Genomic DNA, 22,498 nt, shown 5'->3' on the forward strand with positions numbered 1-22,498 from the left:
TCCCCCTTTTCATGTTCGTCCGTTTTTTTCTATCTTATCAGAATCGCAAGAAAAAATGAATGACTATTCACTCATTATGTTGATTCCTACACAAACGCTTGTCAAACCGCGGCAGCCTGTCCAGACTGAGCGTTCGTTCAGAATCGTCTGCCCTGATATTAACACAGATTGCTCCCATTCGTCACCTGCAAATCTCCTCCACGCAAACAGCCGCCAGAGAATGCCAGCAACCCTGGCTTCCCTGGCGGCCTTGTCAGCCTATGCGGTCCATCCGGCCTATTTGCCGGACACCTCTTTGTGTTCTTGTTCTTTCTGCAATTTCTTTTCTTTTTGTTCCTGCCGGATGTCTGCCAGCGATTTGATCTTGGTCGCCTGAATCCGCTTGTTGCGCGGCAGGTCAGCCGGCTCCAGGTTGTCGGCTTCGTCTCTCATCAGCGCGGCGATGCCGACGGCTTTGCCCTTGGCAGCCTGACAGTACTCGCAATTCTCCTCGTCGTGGGCGTGGTAGTTTTTCGGCTCGGGATACGAGGTAATCACGCCCTCAAAGTTGCGCAGCACCACTTTGTCGGCCGACTGCGAAATGATGTAGTTGGGCATGACGGGAATTTTGCCGCCGCCATGCGGCGCGTCCACCACGAACGTCGGCACTGCATAGCCGGAGGTATGGCCTCGCAGGTGTTCGATGATCTCGATCCCTTTGCTGACCGGCGCGCGGAAGTGGCCGATCCCCTCGGACAGGTCGCACTGGTAGATGTAGTACGGCCGGACGCGAATCTTGACCAGCTCGTGCACCAGCTTTTTCATCGTATTCGGACAATCGTTGATGCCCGCCAGGATAACCGACTGGTTGCCGAGCGGCACGCCGGCGTTGGCCAGCATTTCGCAGGCCCGCTTCGCTTCCGGGGTAATCTCCTTCGGGTGGTTAAAGTGCGTGTTGAGCCATATGGGATGGTATTTTTTCAGGATGTTGCACAGGTTTTCCGTGATCCGCTGCGGGAACACCACCGGAGCGCGCGTGCCGATGCGGATGATCTCCACGTGCGGGATGGCCCGCAAATTGCTCAAAATGTACTCCAGGATGCGGTCGTTGATCAGCAGACCGTCGCCCCCGGAGAGGAGCACGTCGCGCACTTCCGGCGTACGGCGGATGTAGTCGATACAGGCGTCCAGCTGCTTTTTCGGCACGCCCATGCCGATCTGGCCGGAGAAGCGGCGGCGCGTACAGTAACGACAGTACATCGAACACTGGTTGGTGACCAAAAACAGCACCCTGTCCGGATACCGGTGCGTCAGGCCCGGCACCGGTGAATCAGTGTCCTCGTGCAGCGGGTCTTCCATGTCGTATTTGGTCCGAACCATCTCGGAGGAAAGCGGAACGGACTGCATGCGGACCGGATCTTTCGGATCGTCCGGGTCCATCAGCATGGCGTAATAGGGCGTGATGTTGAGCGGGATGGTCTGGTTGGAAATGCGTACACCCTCTTCCTCCTCCGGTGTCAGGTTGATCACCTGTTTCAATTCATCTACAGTCCGAATGGTGTGGGTGAGCTGCCACATCCAGTCGTTCCATTGTTCTTCGGTGACGTCTTTCCACATTTCGATCTGGCGCCAGTCACGTTTGGCTGTAACCGTCATCCTTGTCATCCCCCTTTGCGTTGTGTGAAGATACGCGTGTATTCCTCAACAACAAAGGGAATGCAACAGTCGTGCCAATCAAATCAAAAGATTTTGAATATAGAAAATAAAGCATTGGCAAGCAGATTTTCCATCTGTAGGAGTTTTTGGACTGCCGAAAATTCGGCACTTACCGTTCGCCTGCTCCCCGCTGCGAGAGTTTGTACTGCAGCGTCTGCCGGGGGATGCCCAACAGCCGTGCCGCTCTGAGCACGTTGCCGCCAGTGGATTTCAGCGCATCGGCAATGCACCGTTCCTCCACCTCCCGCAGCACCTCCGGCAGCGTGCGCTGTTTTGCCGCCCACGCCTCGATAGGAGGGATGGCCGATCCGATCTCCCCTGGTCCGGTCTCGCCCGGACCGTTCACCAGCGAACGCTCCGCCAAGTACGGCGGCAGGTGTTCCCGTTCAATCACTGCTCCCTCCACCATGTTCATCGCCGCCTCGATCACGTGCTCCAGTTCGCGAACGTTGCCGGGCCAGTCGTACTGCCTGAACAGGTCGGCCACCTCCGGACTGATGTTTTGCACCTGCATGTGAAAACGGCGATTGTATTTGTCGAGGAAATGGCGGACGAGCAGGTCCACGTCCTCCCTGCGCTCCCGCAGTGGCGGCAGCTCAAAGGAGACCACGTTGATGCGGTAGTACAGGTCCAATCGCAGCGCGCCGCGCCGAACCAACTCCAGCGGCGGTTCATTGACGGCAGCGATCACCCGCACGTCGACACGTACGGCGCTGCTGCTGCCGATCCGCCGGATTTGCCCGTCCTGCAGCACGCGCAGCAGTTTTGCCTGCAGGTCCAGCGGCATGCTGTTCAACTCGTCGAGAAACAGCGTCCCGCCATCCGCCAGTTCAAACAGTCCCGGTCTGTCGTCTGCTCCGGTAAAGCTGCCCTTGGTCGTGCCAAACAGCAGGCTTTCCAGCAGCGAAGCCGGCAGGGCCGCGCAGTTTTGCGCAATAAACGGCTTGCCGCAGCGGGACGACGCCTGGTGGATCGACTGGACGAACAGTTCCTTCCCCGTCCCCGTCTCTCCGTAGATCAATACCGGAGATGAAGTGCGGGCCGCCTTTCTCGCGCGGTCTTTTAACCGCATCATCTGTTCGTTTTGTGTCAGGATATCGGCAAACTGAAAGGAAAGCCCGTCCCCGTCCAGCTTGCTCCGCTTGGCCCGCTTCGGCTTGCTGATCTGCGCCTGCAGGTCGAGCAGCCGCTCTGACAGCTCTTTCAGCTTGCGGATATCCTTGGCCACCTCGACCGCCCCGACCAGCCGATTGCCCACCCGCACGGGCAGCGTCGTATTGATCGTCTCCACCCGCATCCCTCTCCAGTTGGTGTAGGTCTGCGGCTGGTCGTAGATCGGTTCGCCGCTCGCAATGACCCTCAGCAGTGTGCTGGAGTGACGGTCCAGCGAGGGAAACACCTCCAGCAGCGGCTTACCCAGCACTTCGTCAGGCGTCAGCCCGTCCAGTCTGGCCGCCACGTGATTGTAATAAATGGTAATGCCGTTCGCATCAACGACGTGGATTCCCTCATCGATCGTTCCCAGGATGGCCTGCAGCATTTCCACCGTTTCCGACATCGGCATGGAGTGTAACAGCCTCCTTTCGAACAAACTGCCAAAAAATCATCACTGTGCCGAATTTTCGGCAGTCACCGCTGCCGTTCCGCCTGCACCGCGATGATCAGCGTGTAAAGCAGATGGCCCAGCAGCCAAAGGAAAAAATCGGCCCACGACACGGCCGCGCCGCTGAGCAGACTAAATGGCAGATAGGCCGCAGCAAAGGCGAGCACCCAGTACGACAGATATTTGATTCTCCGCTCGCCACGGGTTCGGGGATAGAAGTACATCATGAAAAACGCAACGATTGCACTGACCAACAGGTGGACCAACAGCTCGACCACGGACGGCAGTCCCTCCAGGCCGGGGACATAGCTGACGTCAATCAGGACGGAGAGCGTCGACGTTTGAAACAGTCCGTCTCCCAAAGCCAGAAACGCGGCCAGAACGAGGCCGGCCATGCCACCGGTTGCGAGTGCAAACCCCACGATGCCCCTCCCCTTTCCTTGTGTGAATTACCCTTATTGTACGAAAAAACCGCCCCGACCGGCTATAGCGAACGAGCCTGGCCCATCACTCCATGCCGTGCACGTTATTTCCCCCTTCTGTTGATCCATGCTCCGCAGCGGAAAATTATGCTATACTCATAGACATCGGCTCCTCAAGGGTGGTCGGCTCATCTCCCACGTCGAAAACGGGGGAGGTGAGAGTATGGCAATTACGCACGAAACCATGAGCCTGATGATTCAGTTCGGCGGCTTTATTGTCGGCCTGCTGAGTCTCGTCGTGGCGATTGTTGCTTTGACGCAAAAAAAGAAGTGACCTCCCCTTGAGTTGAGAACCGGAGGTCACTTCGGTCAAATTCTGAGCCGATCCCGTAAAGGGAGCAGCTATTGTACAAGGCTGCAGATGTTCCCGCATCTGTAGCCTTTTTTACCATATGCATCTGCTGTTCCTATCATACCACGCTTGGCCCAAAAAGAATCGCATCGGTTTGCCGACCTTTGTGATTCTTTTCCACCAACGGTACCAGCCTGGTCGCAGGCGATTGCTTGCAACCTTTCTGCTGCTTGTGTTTTCTAGCATCATTTTACTCCAAGTACACCAGTTTGCACAAGATTATCGCCAATGGTTGGTTATGACCGCTTGATTTGTTCAGTGTGTCGCGGAGGGCCACTCCACATTCAGCGTCAGTTCGTGCTCGCCGATATACTGGCTGTTCAGCCACAGCTGGTAAGCTACTCTTACCTGGACCGGCCTTCCCTGCTCATGCCGGATGCGCAGCTTGCGTGTATGGGTCTCCATCGAAAACAGCCCGTAGGGACTGCGGTAGGTCGTCTGGTGGCTCATGCCCTGCTGAAACTGCTGTTTCGTCTGCACGTCGCCCTGTCTCAGCAGGGTGACCGTCCCGTCTGCCAGCTTCAGCGTCGTGCTCACCTCGCCGGCCCCTTCCAGCTGCTCCTTGTACGTCAGATACCAGCCGCCTGTCTTTTCCACGCATCGGCCGGCATAGCGATAGATTGTTTCCTCCCAATCTCCTCCCGTGCGCTGTCTGGCGGTCAGGGTGATCAGCACGTCTTGCATGGATCGTCCTCACTTCCCGTTCTGCTTGTACCCGTCCATTGTACGCCTCATCGCTCTTTTGTTGCAACCGCCGACTGACCGGACTGCTCATCCAGCAGATGGCGCATCGTTCCCACAATCCCGACGGCGGCGAGCAGCAGCAGTCCGGCGAGCACGAGGTACCCCATCCCGGCCCCGGTCCGGTCAATCATCCACGTAAACACGCCGATCAGGAGCAAGCGCATCATCATCCCGAGTGAATTGAAAAAGCTCATGACCCGTCCCATGAACGGCTTCGGCACGACCGTCATGTACAGCGACTGCCGGATCAGCCGGACAGAAGCATTGCACCAGCCGAACACCATGTAGGCGCCAATCAGGGCCCATCCGTAGGGCAGCGCCACCATGACTGCCATGACGACAGCAAACAGCAGCGTGTTGCCAACCATCGCCGGAACCTGGCCGTACTTCCTTGTCACGGCAGCAACCAGGAATCCGGCCGCCACCGCGCCGATGGCGTATGCCGTTTCTCCGAGCGAAAACACCGTCACGTCCGCTTTCAAGGTCTGATTCACGTAAACAGGCTTCAACAAGTTGCCGGCCATCACCGCAATAAACGGCATCAACGCCGCGATGCCAAACAGGAGAAAGCCCCGTTTTTCCCGTATGTAATGCCAGCTTTGGAGCAGTTGGCCCACCCAGTTGACCCCGCTGTTGTTCCGGACTTCCCGCTCCAGGGTAAAGGTGTAGGCCATGGTGGCCATGAGACCGAAGGCTGCCAGATACGTACAGGCGTTAATCAGCAAAACGACATGCAGCCCGTATGCCTCCAGGAGAAACCCTGCGATCCCCCCGGCCAGCACGGACGACGTCTGTCCCTCAATCTCCAGCAGGCTGTTGATGTCGTTGTAGTGCCGCGGCTCAAACATTTCCTGGACAAGCGCCGACTGCGACGGGTAATGAATCTGAAACATCAGGGTCGTCACCAGGTAGACAGCGACCAGCATCCACTTGGTATACGGACCGAAAAAGCCCCACATCGCGAGGGCGGCCAGCACGGCAAAGCCGATCACATGCTCCGTCAGCAGCATCCGTTTGCGGGAAAAACGGTCGATCAACGTGCCGATATACGGGCCGACCACAAACATCAGCACAGCCGAGACAAACATCGTGGAGCCGAGCAGCTCGGCTGATCCGGTCGTTTCCACCAAGTACCAGGCAATGCCGATCATGGTCATTCCCTGGCCAAAGCCGGAAAACAGGTTGGAAAAAAACAGCTTGCGAAACTGACGGTTGGCAAACACTTCTCTCATGGAATGCGCCCCCTGAACTGCATGTGGAAGGATTTGCCACCATCATACGCAATATTTTTAATTTTGTAAATAAAAAAGTTTTATAATAGACCCCCAAACGCCCGTCATCACGTGTGCTTCCGCCCCACCCGACAAAAAAACGCCCCCAGTGTGAAACCGGGGACGCTTGTGGTACCGTCTGTTATTTTACAAAGCCCAGAATCAGCTCGCGCACGATCTTGGACGCCACAATCTGGGTCATCTCGCTGTGATCGTAGACCGGTGCCACTTCCACCAGGTCACAGCCGATCACGTTGGCGCCGTTTTTCGCCATGTAGTGGATGGTCTCCAGCAGTTCGCGGGAGGTGATGCCGCCCGCCTCGGTCGTGCCGGTACCCGGCGCGTATGCAGGGTCAAGCACGTCGATGTCGATCGTCAGGTAGATCGGGCGGTTGCCAATCGTCGGCAGCACCTGTTTGACCGGCTCCAGCACGTCGTACTTGTACAGGTGCATGTTTTCTTTCGCCCACTCAAACTCTTCCTTCATCCCGCTGCGGATGCCAAACGAATAGACGTTTTTGCCGCCGATCAGATCGCACGCCTTTTTGATCGGCGTGGAGTGGGAGTACTCATACCCCTCGTAATGGTCGCGCAGGTCGGTGTGGGCGTCAAAGTGGAAGATGACCAGGTCGCTCTTGTACTTTTCGTACACAGCCTGAATTACCGGCCAGGTCACCAGGTGTTCGCCGCCCAGACCGATCGGAAACTTGCCGTCCGCCAAAATTTTGCTGACAAACGTACGGATCGCATCCAGGCTGCCCTCCACGTTGCCAAACGGCAGGGGAATATCCCCCGCATCGAAATACTTTACGTCTTCCAGCAGTCTGTCCAGATACGGGCTGTACTCTTCCAGACCGATCGAGACCTCGCGGATGCGGGCCGGGCCGAAACGGGAACCGGGACGGAAACTGACCGTCCAGTCCATCGGCATACCGTAGATGACCGCCTGGCTCTCCTCGTAGCTGCCATGGCTGCGGATAAAGACGTTGCCGGAATACGCTTCGTCAAAACGCATCTTGTTTCTTCCTCCCAATCCTTAGTCGCGGGTCAGCTCGGCCACGAAGTTGGGCAGCTTGAACGCGGCGTAGTGAACCTCCGCATTGTAGTACTTGGTGTTCAAATCCTTGATCTTGCTCGCATCCACTTCCAGCGGATCGTACTGTTTGGAGCCGATCGTAAAGCTCCACAGGCCGGACGGATAGGTCGGGATGCTGCACGTATACAGACGGGTGATCGGGAAAATCGATTTAATATCCTTGAACACGCGTTTGATCAAGTCGCGGTTGAACCACGGGGACTCGGTCTGCGCCACCATGATGCCATCCGGTTTCAACGCGTCGTAAATGCCTTGGTAAAATCCTTTCTCAAACAGGCCCACTGCCGGTCCGACCGGCTCGGTGGAGTCGACCATGATCACGTCGTACTCGCCTTTGTGGTCGTGAATGTGCTTGATGCCGTCGATCACCTGCACGTCCACTTTCGGATTACCGGACAGCTCACTGGCGATGGCCGGGAAAAACTTTTTGCTGGCCTCGATCACGCCACCGTCAATTTCCGCCAATACGGCTTTTTCCACGGAGGGGTGTTTGACGATTTCGCGAATGGCACCGCCGTCGCCACCGCCCACGACGAGCACCTTTTTCGGGTTCGGGTGGGTGTTGAGGGCAACGTGGGCGATCATTTCGTGGTAGACAAACTCGTCCACATCAGTGGTCATGACCATGCCGTCGAGAACGAGCATGCGGCCGAACTGCTTGGTGTTGATGATATCCAATTGTTGAAATTCGGTTTTCTCGCTGTACAACGTCTCGGTAATCTTTGTCGTAATACCGTGATTTTCCGTTTGTTTTTCGGTGTACCACAGTTCCATGTTCATGATTATGTACCCTCCTTAACTAACCGCATTGGTATTGAAAGACCCCGGCCGACGCCGGTTTGGCAGGAGATAGCGGCCAGTCCCTGCCAAATTAGTCCAGACCGCTGCCATTCGTATCTGCCAAGAAAATTATAGTGGCTGCCTCCCAAAATGCAAGCAATTTTTGCGAGACGCGCTGCCCGGCGCGGCCGTTAAGTTTATCCAACCGGAGTTTGTCCCATACTAGACAGTAACCCTATCGTTTGGTTAGTATGTCCCGATTCGAAAAAATATGAGGGGAAAGGACTAGAGAGGACATGGAAGTAATCCGGGAAGCCCCGCTCCTCCGCTATCTGCGTTGGGCGAAGAAATTCATAAAATTATTCATACTCAGCCTATTGTGCTGTTCGTTTGCCGCCCTGCTGCTGATTCTCTACCTCCGTTCACAGCCGCTGCCGGCAGTCTCGATCAATCAGACGACGACCATTTACGCCAGCAACGGTGAGGTGCTGGATACGCTGCACCGCGGCCAGAACCGGTTTGTCGTCCCGCTGAAGGACATCTCCCCTTTCCTGGTGCAGGCGACGATCGCCATCGAAGACCGTTCCTTCCACAAGCACTACGGCATCGACTGGCTGCGTCTGGCTCGGGCCGCCTACGTGGACGTGATCCACATGGAAAAGCGGCAGGGAGCCAGCACGATCACGCAGCAATTGGCGCGAAACCTGTATCTCTCGATGGACAAGACCTGGGAGCGCAAGATAAAGGAAGCGCTGTTGGCCATCCAGTTGGAACTAAATTACAGTAAGGACGAAATCCTGGAGATGTACATGAACCAGATCTACTACGGCCATTCCGCTTACGGCGCCCAGGCCGCCGCGCAAACGTACTTCGGCAAAGACGCCAAGGATCTGACGCTGGCAGAAAGCGCCTTGTTGGCCGGCATCCCCAAAGGGCCGTCGTACTACTCTCCCTACGTGGACTTTGACAAGGCCAAATCGCGGCAGCAGGTGATTCTCCAGGCCATGGTCCGCTCCGGCTACATTACGCCGGAACAGGCGGAGCAGGCGTATGCCGAACCGATCAAGCTAAAGGAGCGCAACACCGAAGCCGCGGCTGAACAAGCCCCTTATTTTCGCGATTACATTGCCAACCTGGTGAAGAACAAATACGGCATCGACGAAGAGACCTTTATCCACGGAGGACTGAAAATCCACACGACCCTGGACCCGGTGATGCAGAAAAAAGCGGAAGACATCATCGCCAAAGTGCTGCCGAAAGACAAACCCGATCTGCAGGTGGCGCTGGTTGCCATGGACCCGGCCACCGGCCACATCAAGGCGATGGTGGGCGGACGTGACTACACCAAAAGCCAGTACAACCGGGCATTGAGCATGCGGCAGCCGGGCTCTGCGTTCAAGCCGATCTTGTACCTGGCCGCCCTGCAAAACGGCTTTACGCCGCTGACGCAGATGAAAAGCGAACCGACCGTGTTCACCTACGACAACGGCAAGACCTACATCCCGAAAAACTTTGGGGAGCGCTATGCCCATGCCTATATCAACATGCGGGAGGCGATCAAGACTTCGGACAACATCTACGCGGTCAAGACAATCGACCATCTCACCCCGCAAAAAGTGGTGGATCAGGCCCGCGAGCTGGGGATCACCAGCAAGCTGCAGGCTGTACCCTCGCTGGCCCTGGGCACGTCGCTCGTCTCCCCGCTTGAATTGAACACCGCCTACGTCACCATCGCCAACAAAGGGGAGCGGGTGAAGCCCATTGCCATCACGCGGATTGAGGACAGCCAGGGAAACGTGCTCGTCGAGGAAAAACCGGAGAAAACCAGAGTGGCCGATCCGGTGGCCTCGGCACTGCTGATCAATCTGATGCAGAGCGTGTTTGAACCGGGCGGCACAGGCCACCGGGTGGCGGGCGAATTGAACAGGCCCGTCGCAGGCAAAACCGGCTCCACCGATTACGACGCCTGGCTCAGCGGATTTACGCCGCAGTTGGTCACCACCGTCTGGGTGGGATACGACAAAAACCAAAAAGTGGACGATGTCACCGAAGGCTACCTCTCCAAAAAAATCTGGGCGCAGTTCATGGAAAGTGCGCTGAAAGACCAGCCTCCCGCCTTGTTTGACATGCCGGCAGGGGTGGTGTCGGTGTACATCGATCCGGCATCGGGCAAGCTGGCGACGGAGCACTGCCCCAACCCGCAGTTGTTCTACTTTGCCAAAGGTACCGAGCCGCAGGAGTACTGCACCGATCACCTCCCCAACCATGAAACGCCCACGCCGCTCCCGCCTCCGGACACCCCGTCGTTCTGGCAGCGCATGGGCAGTTGGTGGAAACCGACCGAGTAGGCACAAAAAAAGGCTGTCCTGCACGGCAGAACGAAACTGCCGGGGACAGCCCTCTTTTCCGTCAGGGGGCTGATTCTTCTTTGTCGTCAGCGGGCCGCTTCTTCGCCGCCCCCCACGACGCCGTTGCCATCGGCAAACACGTGGTCATTGCAAATGGTGATCAGCCCGGCGCGGTCAAGCTCATCCAGCACTTCAAACAGGCTCTCCCGTTTTCCGGCCGGCAACTTGCGGACAAAGTTGTTGATTTCCTGGGGAGACACGTGCGTGCGAAAATGGACGCCGCCGTGCCGCACGAAATGGTCGTGACCTGCCTGAGCGTCGTTCCCCGGCAGCTCTCCCCCTTGTATACGGTCGGTCATCTTCAACGCCCCTTCCGTCAACAGTGTGGCCGTGCTTTCCTAGTTTCACGCATCTGCGGACAGGACATGCGCTGAAAAATGCTCCAACAACATCACGGATCAGCAGCAAACACAGCGAAGCAAACGTTTTCGTAAAAAAAGACAAACAGGAAAAGAGAGACGGGCTCTTTTCCTGTTTGCTGACCTAGTGTACATGTATACAGCTATGGAAATAAGTTTACCTGACTTCAATACGACTAACAATTGATTTCACAATTTGTTCACATTCCGTTCAAGATTTACAGCTTCCATACTGAAGACAAACGGTTCATTGAGTTAGCGTCCACAAAAAATGATTTCCAGGCCGAAAGGCCTGCCTGTTCATCAACCGAAGCGGAAGACAATGTGCGTCGCATGAAGGGTTGGGCCAAGCGAGCTCCTTTGACGACCGACTCAGCGGAAAAACGAAGACGCGGGAATCAACAAGGACACAAGTCTCACTTCCTCGAAATACCCAGATGTTTGTCCCCTGCCCGCGTCTCGTTTTGGAGCGGCCTTCATCCGCTTCTGTGCTGGGCGTCAAGCGAGCGAGCGGGCCCGATCTCCCATGCGCCGCGGACTTTGTCTACACGCTGAGCTTCGCCCAACCAGACAACAGGATGGACCGAACGAAAGGCTCAACCGTGCACGTGCACGTCCTGCTTTATAACGCCAACTTTACGCCAACGCCTGCTTCAGTTCCTCGCTGGAATTCTCCCACATCGCCGGGTTGTGTTCCATCAACAGCTTTTTCAGCGCCGCTTTTTCCGTGTCGTTTAGCTCTGACACCATGATGCGCCGTTTCATCGAGTAGTCCATTCGGTTGACATGGTCGGCCAAAATTTTGTATCCGCGCCGAGCCTCCCGGTCAATCTCCATGTAGCAGGCGGTTACCCCGGCGTAATACGGCCCCGAATCGTTGCGGTCAACCGTTACCCAAACCACCCAATACGGCTTGCCGTTGGGCACCTCTTCCTTGTTGGTCGTCCACTTGACGCCTTTTTCCACGGCGCTTTTTGCATGCATAGCACCCATGTCGATGTAAGCCTTGTCCCCGTCAATGATAACGGAGGAGACAGCGCTCAGGTCAAGCACCCCCTGCCCATAACCGCCGTGCACGTTCGTTTTTCCGCTCACGATCGTAAAACCGCCAGATTTGCTGTCAAAAATGTCCACGTGATCCACCCTCTTTTGACCCGTTGTTTCTTACAGCATATTCTACCTGGAAACAGTGTGAGGCGCAATTTTTCGGCGTGTCTGGCCATTTGCAGCTACGCTCAACGCTCAGCAGAATCATCCTGAGGACAGTGTGCCTGACGCCCAGCCACTCGTCAGTTCCTCGGTCGCTTTCCTCTTATTGCTCGCACCGCTTTACCAATCAGCCAGATCAGCAGAGCCACGTTCCAGGCGCTGTGAAACGCCATGAGTGCGTTAAATTCCCAGGAATTGAACATGGTATACTCGGCGAGACGCAATTCGAAATAACAAAAGGTCACAAGAAAGGTAACCGCCATGATCAGCCAGATGCGGATGCCGAAAATAAGGCTCAAGTATCCGGAAATTACCAGACCGATCAAAGGTCCGCCGAATTCCCAGGCGGGAACGATCCACATGATGATGTAGAGGATGACGTCAGCGCTCATCAATTTCTATTCCTTTCACGTGTTCCATTCGGTTTTCTACAAGCCGGAACAGTCGTCCCGATTCCTGCTGATCATCTGATGAAAACCGCCGGATCAGCAACTTGGCCGAGGAACTGTGCTTGGAACGCGGCATTTCCTGAAAGTGAAGCGGCTGGCCGTCCAGCACGTGAATCACCACGATATTGCCGTGGTATTCGACGCGCACATCGTCCCACACCTCTTTTTTCTCAGGATCAATCCGCATGGACCTGCCGGACTTGGAGACGATCACTTCGGGAAATTCACCGTCTTCGCGGGACAGGATGTAATACAGGTAAGAGGATGTTTGCTTGGGAGTCCGCCGCATTCCTTTCTGCACATCCTCGATACCAATCAGCAGATGGCCCACCTGCTGGATGACGTACGGATTAACCGGCAGCTTGGCATGCTCCTCGAGGATGAAATACTGTTTCTTGATGTCTTTTTGGGCATAGGTGGCACTCACATAGGGTACTGTCCCATCTCCAAAACCTTTGTCAAAAAACGGTTCTAACTGACGGGATACCGGGTTCATGACATATCCCAACAGCGTCGTTTGCCCTATTCCGATGATCGAATACTGCGGCACATAGATGATCTTGTTGTCCCACTTTTCATGCAATTCCCCCGCTTGTTTGACCAACGGGTCATAGTCCAGGCGGATCTGCCGATCTTGCAAGAACTCTTTATAGGAGTACGAATGCACGGCATCTTTTTTGAGAAACGCTTCCGTGTCGAAGTACTTTCGGGAAGGAAGCAGTTCGTATACAGCCGGAGCGTATGCAGAGATGACTTTCCCCGTTTCCTCGTGCAGTGCAGGGATGTCGAAGTTGTAGCCGTATTTGATCGCCTGGTATGCACGGGGCGATCCCAAAAACGGGGTGCCCATGTAAATGATACGCTTTGTTTTCTGCTGGTAGGACACGTTGGACAGAAGCGTCTCCCGCACCAGCAATCCGCCCATGCTGTGGGCCACCAACTGTACCTGACTGGCTCCAGATCGCTTTAGAGCCTCGTCTATTTTCTGTTTTAAAAAAGTGGCGTTATCGGCGTTGCTGTACCGCCAATCGTAAGGCATGGCAAAAAGCGTCCGGTTTTTCTCGTACCCCATTTTCTCCAGATGCTTGACCATGCTTGCATACTGCTCCGCTTTTTTCTTGATGACATCCAGTGAAGCATACGACAGATATTCGATGGCGCGAAACCCGCCATCCGCCCGCTCCGGAAACACTTTGATCCCTGGTTGGCGGGGCTGTACGTTTATGCTTCCATTCTTGACGGGTTCCAGCGACAAGATTTTGCGGTGCCGCGGATCTTTGATACCCACGCTCATCTCCCACAGGCCCAGCCATATTTCCGATGTTTTCCCGTTCTCTTCAACCTCCAGCCGGGAACCGCCGATACCCGGAATCAGAATGACCGGAATCGTCGCAGTCGTAATCGACAGCTTGTAGGCATGCGGCTTGAGCGCAGAGCTGCGGCTGGCCGATACTTTTACGAAATAGGTGCCGGGGTCGCCGTTGTACACAATCAGCTCGTCGGCATTCTTGGCCTTTTCCGATCTGGCAACCAGCTTGTTTTCCTTGTTGTACAGGTACAAGTCAAGGTCCATCCCCTCGGGAATATTGCTGAGCGTTGCCCGGATCGTGGAAGACAGGTTGACCGTCACGCGGTAGAAATCGACATCGTCAAGGTGATGCAAATTGGCCACGATGTTTTCGCGGTCCTCCGGTTCGCGAGCGTTTTTGATCGTGTCATTTGGTTCGTACTCATCCTGCTTGCCTTCATTTTGCGCCACGGCATCCGCCCTCAGGCGATAGTACACTTTCTTGTTAAAGGCCCACTGGCTGCCCTCCACTTTCACGTAGTACCAATTGTTTTTTTCGACAGCGACGTCTTCCACCCGCTGCCTGTCACTTCGCGGTTGGTCAGAACGCCCCAGCTCACGCCCTTCGCTGTCGAACACGTACAGAAAATAATCTGTCTTGCTGGGAATATCAAAAAGCGTAAACGTGATCGTCCCGTTTGTGGGAGCTTTCATTTTCCACACATCCACGTCACCGCTTTTTCCAATCCGGCCATACGCGTCCTTTCCGGCAAACATCCAATCCGCTTTGGAAAAGGTGTCATTGGGCTCCAGTTCGTACGTCGCGGGCAGCGCCCGCAGTTCCACTTCCGACGGCTTCTTCCTGCCGGAAAAGCGCCGGGTAAACTCCTCTTCCTGTTCCTGCAGGTTGCGGTCCGCCTGCTCGTCCGACTCATGAATCCCGTCTTCGACTTCTTCTGCCTCTTCGCCCTCTTCTCCCACGTCACCCGCGCCCAACTCCTCCTCTCCCGTCACTGAATCGGAGTGGTCCGCTTCCTTTGCTTCCTCCGCTGTCGTCTCTTCTCCACCTTCGCCCTCCTGGTGTGCAAGCGTGATCCATTCGCTCCCGCGAGGCTTATCCCCCGCCTCATGGGAAAGCGCAGTGCTCTGTTTGGCCCAACCGGACGGAACCACGCTGCTCAACATCAGAACAGCCAGCAGCAGCAAATGTGCCATCCGGCGCAACATGCCACCCATAAAAATACCCCCTTGCCTGTTTCTTCCTATACGGTAGAAAAAGACAGCAAGGGGGAGCAAGTAAATTTACCGAGTGGTATGGTTGCGAATGCCCTGGCGTTCCCAGGCGTTGGCGATAATGCGGAACGGCGCCCGATAATCCGCCTGATCATGCCCGGTGAACTGCTGTTTGTTCGGGAAGGCAAAGCCCTTCACCGCTCCAAACCGAAAATGCACGTGAAAGTATACGGCGTAGCTGGCATCCTTTTGAAAGCCGCGCTGTTTGTCTCCCATCAGGGGCGTATCGACGCCCATTTCCCTCAAGCCCAGTTTGGGCACCATATAGGACGCCCCCTGCCATGCCGTCTGTGACGACCGCTGTAACTCCAGGGTGGACTGAAGCGGCGTGTTTCGCCTCCCGGTTTCGGAAATCCATGCCTGTGCCGCCGTAATCTCCGGATATTTGCCGCTGACCGGATGGCGGTGACGCGTTTCCAGGACAAGACTGGTCAGTATGCGCTCACCAGCGTAAAAATCATTGGGACGACTGTCCGGATATCGGTCGCGCCCGTGGTATTCCGTCCATTCTGCGGTGTGGCGCAGCAGCCCTTTGGCGTTTGGTTCAAATACTTCAAACTCGCGCTCCCCGCCTTTTACCGTGATCGTGTAACGCCCCGTCATGTTTCGGGTCAGGCTGTGCGGAACGCATGTTTCGTTGCCGTCGTCGTCCTCTGTGCAGCTTTCATACGACACGTCAAACCGGATGTTGTAATCCATCGTGATCACAAACCCGTTGATCTCGACCTTGTATTCCTGCGCGTTTAGCACCTGCCGCCACGTTGTTTGCGTCGGGACAACCGTTCCGGTGTAAACATAATCGCCGCCGGTTCCCGCGCTGCTCACCTGCCACTGTTGGGGCGTGCCGGGACCGGTTACCTTCAAGTCCAGCATGGCCGGGCTGTACACGGCCATGCTTTTCGCGTCCGCGATCCATCCCGGAGTCGCCGTCACAGACACGCCTTTGATCCCGTCACCCTTGATAGCCTGCTCCAGCTGTGACTTGTACGAGGTGATGTTTTGGTTGATCTCCTGCTTTACGCGAGCAAAGCCATCGTTGATTTTCGTTTGGTCGATCTCAACGCGGATCTTGGCCGGCTCCCGTTCCCATACACCGTCCGCATTCGCCTGCAGCTTCTGCAGCTCGCGGCCGTCGCTGTCGAATATCTTGAGGCCGATCTCGCCGCCGTCAAAGTTTCCTCCGCCACCTGGCGGATTGGGAATAGTTCCTCCCCCGCCGCCGATCACCTTGACCGGCCACTCAGCGCGGTTGTCCGGCCAAATGGTTTCGTCAGCCGGCCTGTCTTTATGCGGGTTGATGTTGGCAATAAAATCCTCCGACTGCTGCGGATACTGCGTCGGCACGGTAATTTTGCGGACTTCCCCCGGCTTGAAGTTGTTCACGTCCAGCATGGTGGCCGTCGGGGAGCTTTCCCAGCGCACCGCCAGTTTGGTATCGTGTTCCAGTTTCCCGGCGTTCTTCACGTCAAACGTAATGGTTGCGGTCGTCCCCGGAGCCTGCGGATCGTTTGGCGTGATCGTGAAGCTGCTCTTGATGATCAGCAGGTTCTCCCCATCGTTGGGAATGCCAGCGTCTCCAATGCGAACAAAGAATTCGCCGTCACATTGGGTGGTACCACTTTTTGGGTTATAAAACTGAACCCTGTAGAATCCGGGTAACGGTAACCCCGTTGCGTCATCACGAGGGAACCCAATTCTATGATGATTCTGCGCTTGTTTGGATGAGGACAGCCATTCGCCGTCACGTTCCTTTTCCCAGGTGTTCGTTGCAGGGTCAAGCCATCTCAGCGAAAAATGTGTCTCGTCGCTGGTAAAGAGGCGGAAGCCGTGATACTCGTCGATCCAATCTTCCGGCTTAAACTCAAGGATTTCACCGCGTTCGACATCCTTTCTCCACACCACTTGTCCCGTCGTGCGTTCGATGGAGGCGGTTAGTGAGTAGCACACACGATCCGACCAGATGGGCAGTTCCAACTCCCGAATGCAGCCCGTCTCGGAAATAAAGACCAGCGTAACAGTATCCCCTGCTTCTACATCGAGCGGCAAGTACAGGTGAAACTTTTCTTTTGCTGCCAATTTGCCCGTCAATGGGGTTTGCTGGCCGTTGAATTTCAAGTACCACGTGCCCGGCACGTCTGCAGCCAATCCCAAGTGGGTATCGTATTCACTGCCGGTATTCGTTAAGTGGCGGAAGTACAGCCCGTCATCAAGCAGTGTGTCGTCCAGCAGTTGGCCGCCAGGCGAATAACCGACAGGCGGTTCCCCGTACGCGTAAAACTTGATCCGGTCCTGCTCGTAGATTGTGCAGCTCACATCCCGGACTTTGATCGTAATGGACCAGGCGCATTCCGGTCGTTTGGTAGAATCAAAGTTTGTACTCTCCAGGTCGAGCCTCAGTTGGTATGTCTTTCCTGGTTCCAAAGGGACGATCTCTTTCTTGCCGTATGTGTAGGGCAATGTAAGATCGTCTGATCTGGTCGGTTTTAGCTTTCCATTGTCATCCGTCATCTTCGGCACTTTCTCAATTTTGCCATCCGGCAGCGTTACTTCCCAATACACGTCCAAGGGTTGTACATCCCCATACCGATCCGTGTACTGGACACGGAAGTGCAGCTCCTCTCCCGGCATCACTTCGATGGTTTCGCCGTTTCTAACCGTACTTCCCGACAGTTTTACAATGGGACAATTATCGAGGCGGTCACCTTTCTTTCGCACATACATCGTTTTTACCCAACAGTCAGCCCCATCGTCGCTTTCATACTTGATCTGAATTGCCCCTTCATCGAATGGGGCATCCAGCACACCAACCTTGGCGTTGTTGCCGGACCCTTTCTGCATGGGAATGCCGTTGGCCGTGAATCTTCCCGACTTAGCGGCCGTAATGATAATCCGGCTGCCTGGTTCGACATAGATGGTTTCCCCGCCGCTGGGAACGTTCTTTAATTCCCGGTCGCTTTTTTCTTCCTCAATGCGAATCTCCATCTTGGTTTGCGTGGAAGAAATGCTGCACTTCTCGGGTGCTGGCGGTTCATCATCGTCATCATCATCCGGAGGCTCCGGCGAAGGAGGGTTGCCAACAACAAAAGGTGCTGCATACGCAACACCTTGACCTCCCACTGCAGGGGCATTTTTGGTATTTCGGGCATGTGTATCGGTGAACAGGATTCTTGCTTCGTAGTTTCCGGCTTTCGCGGGCACCCACGTTTGTTGCGGGAAGTTTATCGTTGCACCGCTTCCGTCCCCCTCGCCGCTGATCGGGTATTCTTTGATTAACGAAGTAAACGTATATTCCGTCTTTCCGGTATCGACATTGTAGATATAATAGTTGAGGACTTTTAATCCGCGATTGTAAATACTGTAGTCCTTCCCGTAAGCATCAATCCTGACGGTGTCTCCGACTTGATACTGGCTTTTATCGGTGCGAATCGAACCATCCGGTCGCTGGGTGGTCAAGAATTTTACGACACCCACCCAAGAGCCTTGTTCTCCACTATTCGCAGGTCTGAAAGTGAATGGCAAGCCTTTTCCCCCGGACATTTCAGCTACTTTTGCCAGCAAATACCCGGTGTATGGTTCCGCACCAGGCTCACTACTGGTCAATAATCCCCCATAAAGACCGTTCTCGTTTGTCATAAACGCGGGGTTCCCGTTAAAGATAGCAGCCCAAGCTCTGGCCTCCTCTATATCCACAATTGGATAGCCGTTGTTCGCCGATTCGGAGGCTTTGGAGTAATTTAAAACTTTTCCGCTGCCGCTGACAGCCCCCGTGACTTGTACGTCGGCTACGGTCAGTCGCATGTTATCACTTCTACTAAGACCAGCTAGTCCCTCAACAAAGTGATCTAGACTCCCTACAACTTCTTTATTCTGGTTCAGATATCCCGGCGTTCTCCCATACGTTTTAGGGTTAATAGGGCTAGCTTGAGCGTGTTCAGGGGAGATCATAAAAGGATTTAATAGTGACAAAATGGTAATGAAAAGCAGCAATGTCTTTATACTTCTCATCATTACCATCACCGCCGAACGTTTTCGTACTCCAGACTTACAGGTAATTTAGTATACATATAAAAAACTAAAGGAACAGCCTCTCCTCTGTATTTTATGGTAAGTTGCATAGCCTTAGCTTGAGAGACATTTACAGAAAATGCACCGGGGGAATTGTACTCATTAAAATTACCGTTCTTATGGAGGATAAAAAGGCTCACGTTATATTTATTACTAGTAAATATAGTCCCCCTTAAAATCCCGTTAGAAAGTCTCAAGGAGCTATGGATTTTATTGGCGATTATTTCAGCTTCCTTAATGCCTACAAAATCCTTGTGTAGAGTAGCCAAGACAAAGGCCTGTTCTGATCGGGTGACACTGGTTTCAGAATCATATATTGAGGTAGCTACACCATTCGGAAATTTACCAGCCTTCTTTGGGAGCCACGCACTATCTACAGCATATTTAACATTAGACGATTGCTCATAAAATCCAGTTGTCTTCTGTGTTCGGGAATTTCTCACACTCTCCCACGCATTAATGATCAGAAAAGCTCCTTCTTCCCGGTTCAAAACCTTATTGGGATTAATCGAAACATCATCCAAAATCCCATCCTTCATCGCCCGCTCATAGTACACCTTCGCCCAGTGATTCTGCGGAAAACCGGGAACGGAAACACCTTGGGTCAACCCCTTTACGTTCACCAACCCAGCCACCAGATCAGCTTGCGTAATCGGCTGCTCGGGACGGAAATTCCCATCCGGGAAAAGCCACATAAGTTTGTGTTTCACCACATATTCGATCGCTGCACGGTTCGGGTGGTTTTCATAGTCTTTCTGAACCGTTTGTGCTTGCGCAACAGAGGGATGGGGTGCAGTGAAAAGACCGCTTAATGAAAGCACGGTTCCCAATAGACTGGCGAGAAAAACATGCATTCGTTTCAAGTGGCTGCCTCCTCCAACATCATCATTTTTTCTATTGCCATTTGCATGGAACTGATACCGCCGCATCGGCGCAATCACGTGTGTCTGGTCGTCCATTGACACTTTCGCCCTTTTGCCCCTTCTTTTCTCCTACGACCATTTTACTCACCGTTACTTTTTCCAGAAAGAGGTTTTGTTAGATGTTTCTGCAAAAATCTGCGAAAAGCCGATGCCGACACAGCTCCTTCCAGCTTGCCTGCTACCTCCCCACCTTGCACAACAAAGACAGTAGGTGTCACTTCTGCTCCCAGCCGTTCCGCTTCGGCCAGGTCCCGTTTGTCGTGTACGTCCAACCGCTCCACCTGCCATTGCGGAAACTCCCTAATCACCTGCTCAAACGTAGGCGTAAACGTGGTGCAGTACCCGCAGCTTTCGCTAAACACGTACACCACTTTCGTCTGATTGGCACTGGCACCGGCCCAGAATACGATCGCCGCGACCGCGCAGCTAATCAGCGACACAATCCACTTCCAACGGCGTTTGAAGCCATCCTGCATTTCCGTACCTCCTTATGTCCTTCCCCGACGCGTATGTAGGCAGATCAGGTGTATCCTTTATGGAGTTGTCAAGGAACGGTGGCTTCATTATGCCGCTCCCTCTTGAGACAAAAAAAGGACCGGCACCATTGCCGGTCTTTACTTGCATGCCCGCTCTATCATTTTTTATGATGACAATACCATTACAAATCAGTGCGCGAGTGCGTCGCTGTCGGCATTCATCAGCGCACGCAGCTCCTCGATAAACGTCATGCCCTTTTGAATCTCCGCTTCGGTATAACGCTGTTTGCTTTTAAAGGTAAAAATTTTGGCCTTCATTTCATCATAGGGAAGATTGTTGAAATACAGGATGGTGGAGACCAATTCGAGAAAGCGGGAGTTTTCCTCGTTCATCCGTTGGATCAGCCGCTCGCCAAGGCCAAAATCCACTTCGTGGAAACGCAGAAAATCGCGGCCCGCTTCGTTCAGGGTGTACCGATACAACTGAATGGCCCCTTTGCTCTCCATCTGCTCGTCCAACAAGCCCATGTTGCACAGCTCGTCCACTCGCAACGTCAGTTCCTCGGAATAGGGGCCGTACATGTGAAATTCGAACCGCTCGTCGAAGTCCATGTTCAGTTGTTTCGCTATGTATACCATCTTTTGCAACTTTTTTCGTCCGCTCACTTCGCCGGCAATTTCGATCAAGCGTATGATTTTGGCGTGACGATTAAGCATCTTCCATCACTCCCAGACGTTCTCGTAACTTTCCGGAGACGTCCTCCGGCAAAGCCAGCACCTTATCCATTGGAAAGTACAGCTTGTAGTCAAACCGGCGCTTGCCGCTGATCGCCTCCACAATTTCCGATTTCTGCGACAGCTCCACCAGTTCTCCGGATGGCATCAGAAGCATGATGGGAATTCGCTCCTCTTCCTCGCCGGCACGATAAAAATCATACGGAAGATCGGAGGTGGTGTCTACTTCCAAATAATACATCGGGTCGATTCCCGCCGCTTGAAACTCCTGTTTCAACTCTTGCAGCAAGCGGTAATCTCTCGGATTGTATTCGACGTATTTAAAGAGATTCCTGTCCAGAAAACGGGAGCACAAATCTTTCAAAATGGGATCGCTCTCCTTGCGCCACATCTGCATGTAAAAGAGAATTACCGATTCGTCCAGGGACAGGTAATCGGACAGGTTCACCTTGTCCGTCAAGAACGGCAGCAGCAGCACCGGCTCCTGCGCGAACGAGTAGCCTTTGGCAAACAGCTCCTTGGCCCGCTGGAAAATCTTGCGGAGCACCACTTCCGCACTGCGCGTTACCGGGTGGAAATACACCTGCCAGTACATCTGGTAGCGGGACATGATGTAGTCCTCGACGGCGTGCATCCCGCTGAATTTAAACACGATGCCCTCATCATGGGGGCGCATCACCCGCAGAATCCGTTCAATTTCAAAGTTACCGTAATTGACGCCGGTATAGTAGGCGTCGCGCAGCAAATAATCCATCCGGTCTGCGTCGATCTGGCTGGAGATGAGGCTGACGATCAGTTTGTTGTCGTACGTTTTGGCGATTACCTCTGCCACCCGTTTGGGGAAATCGTCGCCCATCCGGCGCAGAATCCGGTTAATCTGCGTGTCGCCGAGCAAAATCGCGCGCGTCCAATCTTCATGATGGTAACGAAACACCTTTTCAAACGAATGGGAAAACGGTCCGTGGCCCACGTCGTGCAGCAGCGCAGCGCACAGGCAGAGCAGTTTTTCCTCGTACGACAGTTGAATCCGACCTTCAAACGTCTCCAGAATGCGCCGCATGATCTCGTATACGCCAAGCGAGTGGTTAAACCGGCTGTGTTCCCCGCCGTGGAAGGTAAAAAAGCTGGTGCCCAGTTGCCTGATCCGTCGCAACCGCTGAAATTCCGGCGAGTTGATCAAGTCCCAGATCATTTTCTCCCGGACGTGTACATAACGGTGCACGGGGTCCTTAAACACCTTTTCTTCATGAAGAAGCTGGGGCTGTTGCAT

At 54.4% G+C, this 22,498-nt stretch carries 18 protein-coding genes; 2 read left to right on the plus strand and 16 right to left on the minus strand.

The window, feature by feature from the left end; genetic code table 11:
- Positions 1-276: 276 nt before the first annotated feature.
- From ablA to IRT44_RS04420, 3 genes are all read right to left on the minus strand, one after another.
- Complete coding sequence (gene ablA / locus IRT44_RS04410) at positions 277-1,635, minus strand: lysine 2,3-aminomutase (RefSeq protein WP_171564037.1); 1,359 nt, start codon at positions 1,633-1,635, stop codon at positions 277-279.
- Between the two features lie 169 nt (positions 1,636-1,804).
- Entirely contained in the window at positions 1,805-3,259 is a 1,455-nt protein-coding gene (locus tag IRT44_RS04415; protein WP_171564036.1) for a sigma-54 interaction domain-containing protein, read from the minus strand.
- A gap of 65 nt (positions 3,260-3,324) precedes the next feature.
- Positions 3,325-3,720 (minus strand): hypothetical protein, encoded by a 396-nt coding sequence (locus IRT44_RS04420; protein ID WP_230077522.1) that lies wholly within the window; start codon positions 3,718-3,720, stop codon positions 3,325-3,327.
- A gap of 223 nt (positions 3,721-3,943) precedes the next feature.
- Between IRT44_RS04420 and IRT44_RS04425 the strand changes: the two genes are divergently transcribed.
- Complete coding sequence (locus IRT44_RS04425; RefSeq protein WP_230077523.1) at positions 3,944-4,054, plus strand: putative holin-like toxin; 111 nt, start codon at positions 3,944-3,946, stop codon at positions 4,052-4,054.
- A gap of 333 nt (positions 4,055-4,387) precedes the next feature.
- Here the strand turns inward: IRT44_RS04425 and IRT44_RS04430 are convergent, their stop codons facing one another.
- The 4 genes from IRT44_RS04430 to speE all read right to left on the minus strand — a co-directional run bounded on the left by IRT44_RS04430 (position 4,388) and on the right by speE (position 8,017).
- On the minus strand, positions 4,388-4,816 hold the full coding sequence (locus tag IRT44_RS04430; protein ID WP_171564034.1) for a YwiB family protein: 429 nt from the start codon (positions 4,814-4,816) through the stop codon (positions 4,388-4,390).
- 47 nt (positions 4,817-4,863) lie between these two features.
- On the minus strand, positions 4,864-6,108 hold the full coding sequence (locus tag IRT44_RS04435) for an MFS transporter (protein ID WP_171564033.1): 1,245 nt from the start codon (positions 6,106-6,108) through the stop codon (positions 4,864-4,866).
- A 181-nt stretch (positions 6,109-6,289) separates the two neighbouring features.
- A complete protein-coding gene (gene speB / locus IRT44_RS04440) occupies positions 6,290-7,162 on the minus strand; it encodes an agmatinase (protein WP_171564032.1) in 873 nt (290 codons plus the stop codon).
- A gap of 21 nt (positions 7,163-7,183) precedes the next feature.
- Entirely contained in the window at positions 7,184-8,017 is an 834-nt protein-coding gene (gene speE, locus IRT44_RS04445; RefSeq protein WP_171564199.1) for a polyamine aminopropyltransferase, read from the minus strand.
- Positions 8,018-8,319: 302 nt separating this feature from the next.
- Between speE and IRT44_RS04450 the strand changes: the two genes are divergently transcribed.
- Positions 8,320-10,371, plus strand: a complete 2,052-nt coding sequence (locus IRT44_RS04450; protein ID WP_171564031.1) for a transglycosylase domain-containing protein — start codon at positions 8,320-8,322, stop codon at positions 10,369-10,371.
- An 86-nt stretch (positions 10,372-10,457) separates the two neighbouring features.
- On the opposite strand, the gene IRT44_RS04455 is transcribed toward IRT44_RS04450, so the two are convergent.
- The 9 genes from IRT44_RS04455 to IRT44_RS04495 form a co-directional block, all read right to left on the minus strand.
- Positions 10,458-10,730 carry a hypothetical protein gene (locus IRT44_RS04455; protein WP_212132578.1) on the minus strand — a complete coding sequence of 91 codons (273 nt, stop codon included), beginning with the start codon at positions 10,728-10,730 and terminating at the stop codon, positions 10,458-10,460.
- A gap of 696 nt (positions 10,731-11,426) precedes the next feature.
- Complete coding sequence (locus IRT44_RS04460; RefSeq protein ID WP_212132589.1) at positions 11,427-11,924, minus strand: YwhD family protein; 498 nt, start codon at positions 11,922-11,924, stop codon at positions 11,427-11,429.
- Between the two features lie 155 nt (positions 11,925-12,079).
- Complete coding sequence (locus IRT44_RS04465; protein WP_171564026.1) at positions 12,080-12,391, minus strand: hypothetical protein; 312 nt, start codon at positions 12,389-12,391, stop codon at positions 12,080-12,082.
- Positions 12,381-14,972 carry a lipase/acyltransferase domain-containing protein gene (locus IRT44_RS04470; protein WP_230077524.1) on the minus strand — a complete coding sequence of 864 codons (2,592 nt, stop codon included), beginning with the start codon at positions 14,970-14,972 and terminating at the stop codon, positions 12,381-12,383. The genes IRT44_RS04465 and IRT44_RS04470 overlap by 11 nt, the downstream gene beginning before the upstream one ends.
- A gap of 66 nt (positions 14,973-15,038) precedes the next feature.
- A complete protein-coding gene (locus IRT44_RS04475; RefSeq protein ID WP_230077525.1) occupies positions 15,039-18,827 on the minus strand; it encodes an ABC transporter permease in 3,789 nt (1,262 codons plus the stop codon).
- Positions 18,828-19,042: 215 nt separating this feature from the next.
- Entirely contained in the window at positions 19,043-19,948 is a 906-nt protein-coding gene (locus tag IRT44_RS04480) for an S-layer homology domain-containing protein (RefSeq protein ID WP_230077853.1), read from the minus strand.
- Between the two features lie 149 nt (positions 19,949-20,097).
- The gene (locus tag IRT44_RS04485; protein ID WP_171564020.1) at positions 20,098-20,493 is read right to left on the minus strand and encodes a thioredoxin family protein; all 396 of its coding nucleotides are present in this window, start codon (positions 20,491-20,493) and stop codon (positions 20,098-20,100) included.
- Between the two features lie 189 nt (positions 20,494-20,682).
- Entirely contained in the window at positions 20,683-21,210 is a 528-nt protein-coding gene (locus IRT44_RS04490) for a YwgA family protein (protein WP_171564019.1), read from the minus strand.
- The gene (locus IRT44_RS04495) at positions 21,203-22,498 is read right to left on the minus strand and encodes an HD domain-containing protein (protein WP_230077526.1); all 1,296 of its coding nucleotides are present in this window, start codon (positions 22,496-22,498) and stop codon (positions 21,203-21,205) included. Before IRT44_RS04495 ends, IRT44_RS04490 begins: the two co-directional genes overlap by 8 nt.

It is taken from the genome of Brevibacillus sedimenti, from assembly GCF_020923495.1.
GTDB lineage: Bacteria > Bacillota > Bacilli > Brevibacillales > Brevibacillaceae > Brevibacillus > Brevibacillus aydinogluensis.

Excerpts from the sequence above, each read along its gene's own strand:
- IRT44_RS04495 (WP_230077526.1), bottom strand. The coding sequence starts at position 22,498 with ATGCAACAGCCCCAGCTTCTTCATGAAGAAAAGGTGTTTAAGGACCCC.
- IRT44_RS04450 (WP_171564031.1), top strand. The coding sequence starts at position 8,320 with ATGGAAGTAATCCGGGAAGCCCCGCTCCTCCGCTATCTGCGTTGGGCG.
- IRT44_RS04430 (WP_171564034.1), bottom strand. The coding sequence starts at position 4,816 with ATGCAAGACGTGCTGATCACCCTGACCGCCAGACAGCGCACGGGAGGA.
- IRT44_RS04490 (WP_171564019.1), bottom strand. The coding sequence starts at position 21,210 with ATGCTTAATCGTCACGCCAAAATCATACGCTTGATCGAAATTGCCGGC.
- IRT44_RS04465 (WP_171564026.1), bottom strand. The coding sequence starts at position 12,391 with ATGAGCGCTGACGTCATCCTCTACATCATCATGTGGATCGTTCCCGCC.
- IRT44_RS04475 (WP_230077525.1), bottom strand. The coding sequence starts at position 18,827 with ATGCGACTGACCGTAGCCGACGTACAAGTCACGGGGGCTGTCAGCGGC.
- speE (WP_171564199.1), bottom strand. The coding sequence starts at position 8,017 with ATGGAACTGTGGTACACCGAAAAACAAACGGAAAATCACGGTATTACG.
- IRT44_RS04425 (WP_230077523.1), top strand. The coding sequence starts at position 3,944 with ATGGCAATTACGCACGAAACCATGAGCCTGATGATTCAGTTCGGCGGC.
- ablA (WP_171564037.1), bottom strand. The coding sequence starts at position 1,635 with ATGACGGTTACAGCCAAACGTGACTGGCGCCAGATCGAAATGTGGAAA.
- speB (WP_171564032.1), bottom strand. The coding sequence starts at position 7,162 with ATGCGTTTTGACGAAGCGTATTCCGGCAACGTCTTTATCCGCAGCCAT.
- IRT44_RS04435 (WP_171564033.1), bottom strand. The coding sequence starts at position 6,108 with ATGAGAGAAGTGTTTGCCAACCGTCAGTTTCGCAAGCTGTTTTTTTCC.
- IRT44_RS04455 (WP_212132578.1), bottom strand. The coding sequence starts at position 10,730 with ATGACCGACCGTATACAAGGGGGAGAGCTGCCGGGGAACGACGCTCAG.
- IRT44_RS04470 (WP_230077524.1), bottom strand. The coding sequence starts at position 14,972 with ATGGGTGGCATGTTGCGCCGGATGGCACATTTGCTGCTGCTGGCTGTT.
- IRT44_RS04415 (WP_171564036.1), bottom strand. The coding sequence starts at position 3,259 with ATGCCGATGTCGGAAACGGTGGAAATGCTGCAGGCCATCCTGGGAACG.
- IRT44_RS04485 (WP_171564020.1), bottom strand. The coding sequence starts at position 20,493 with ATGCAGGATGGCTTCAAACGCCGTTGGAAGTGGATTGTGTCGCTGATT.
- IRT44_RS04480 (WP_230077853.1), bottom strand. The coding sequence starts at position 19,948 with ATGCATGTTTTTCTCGCCAGTCTATTGGGAACCGTGCTTTCATTAAGC.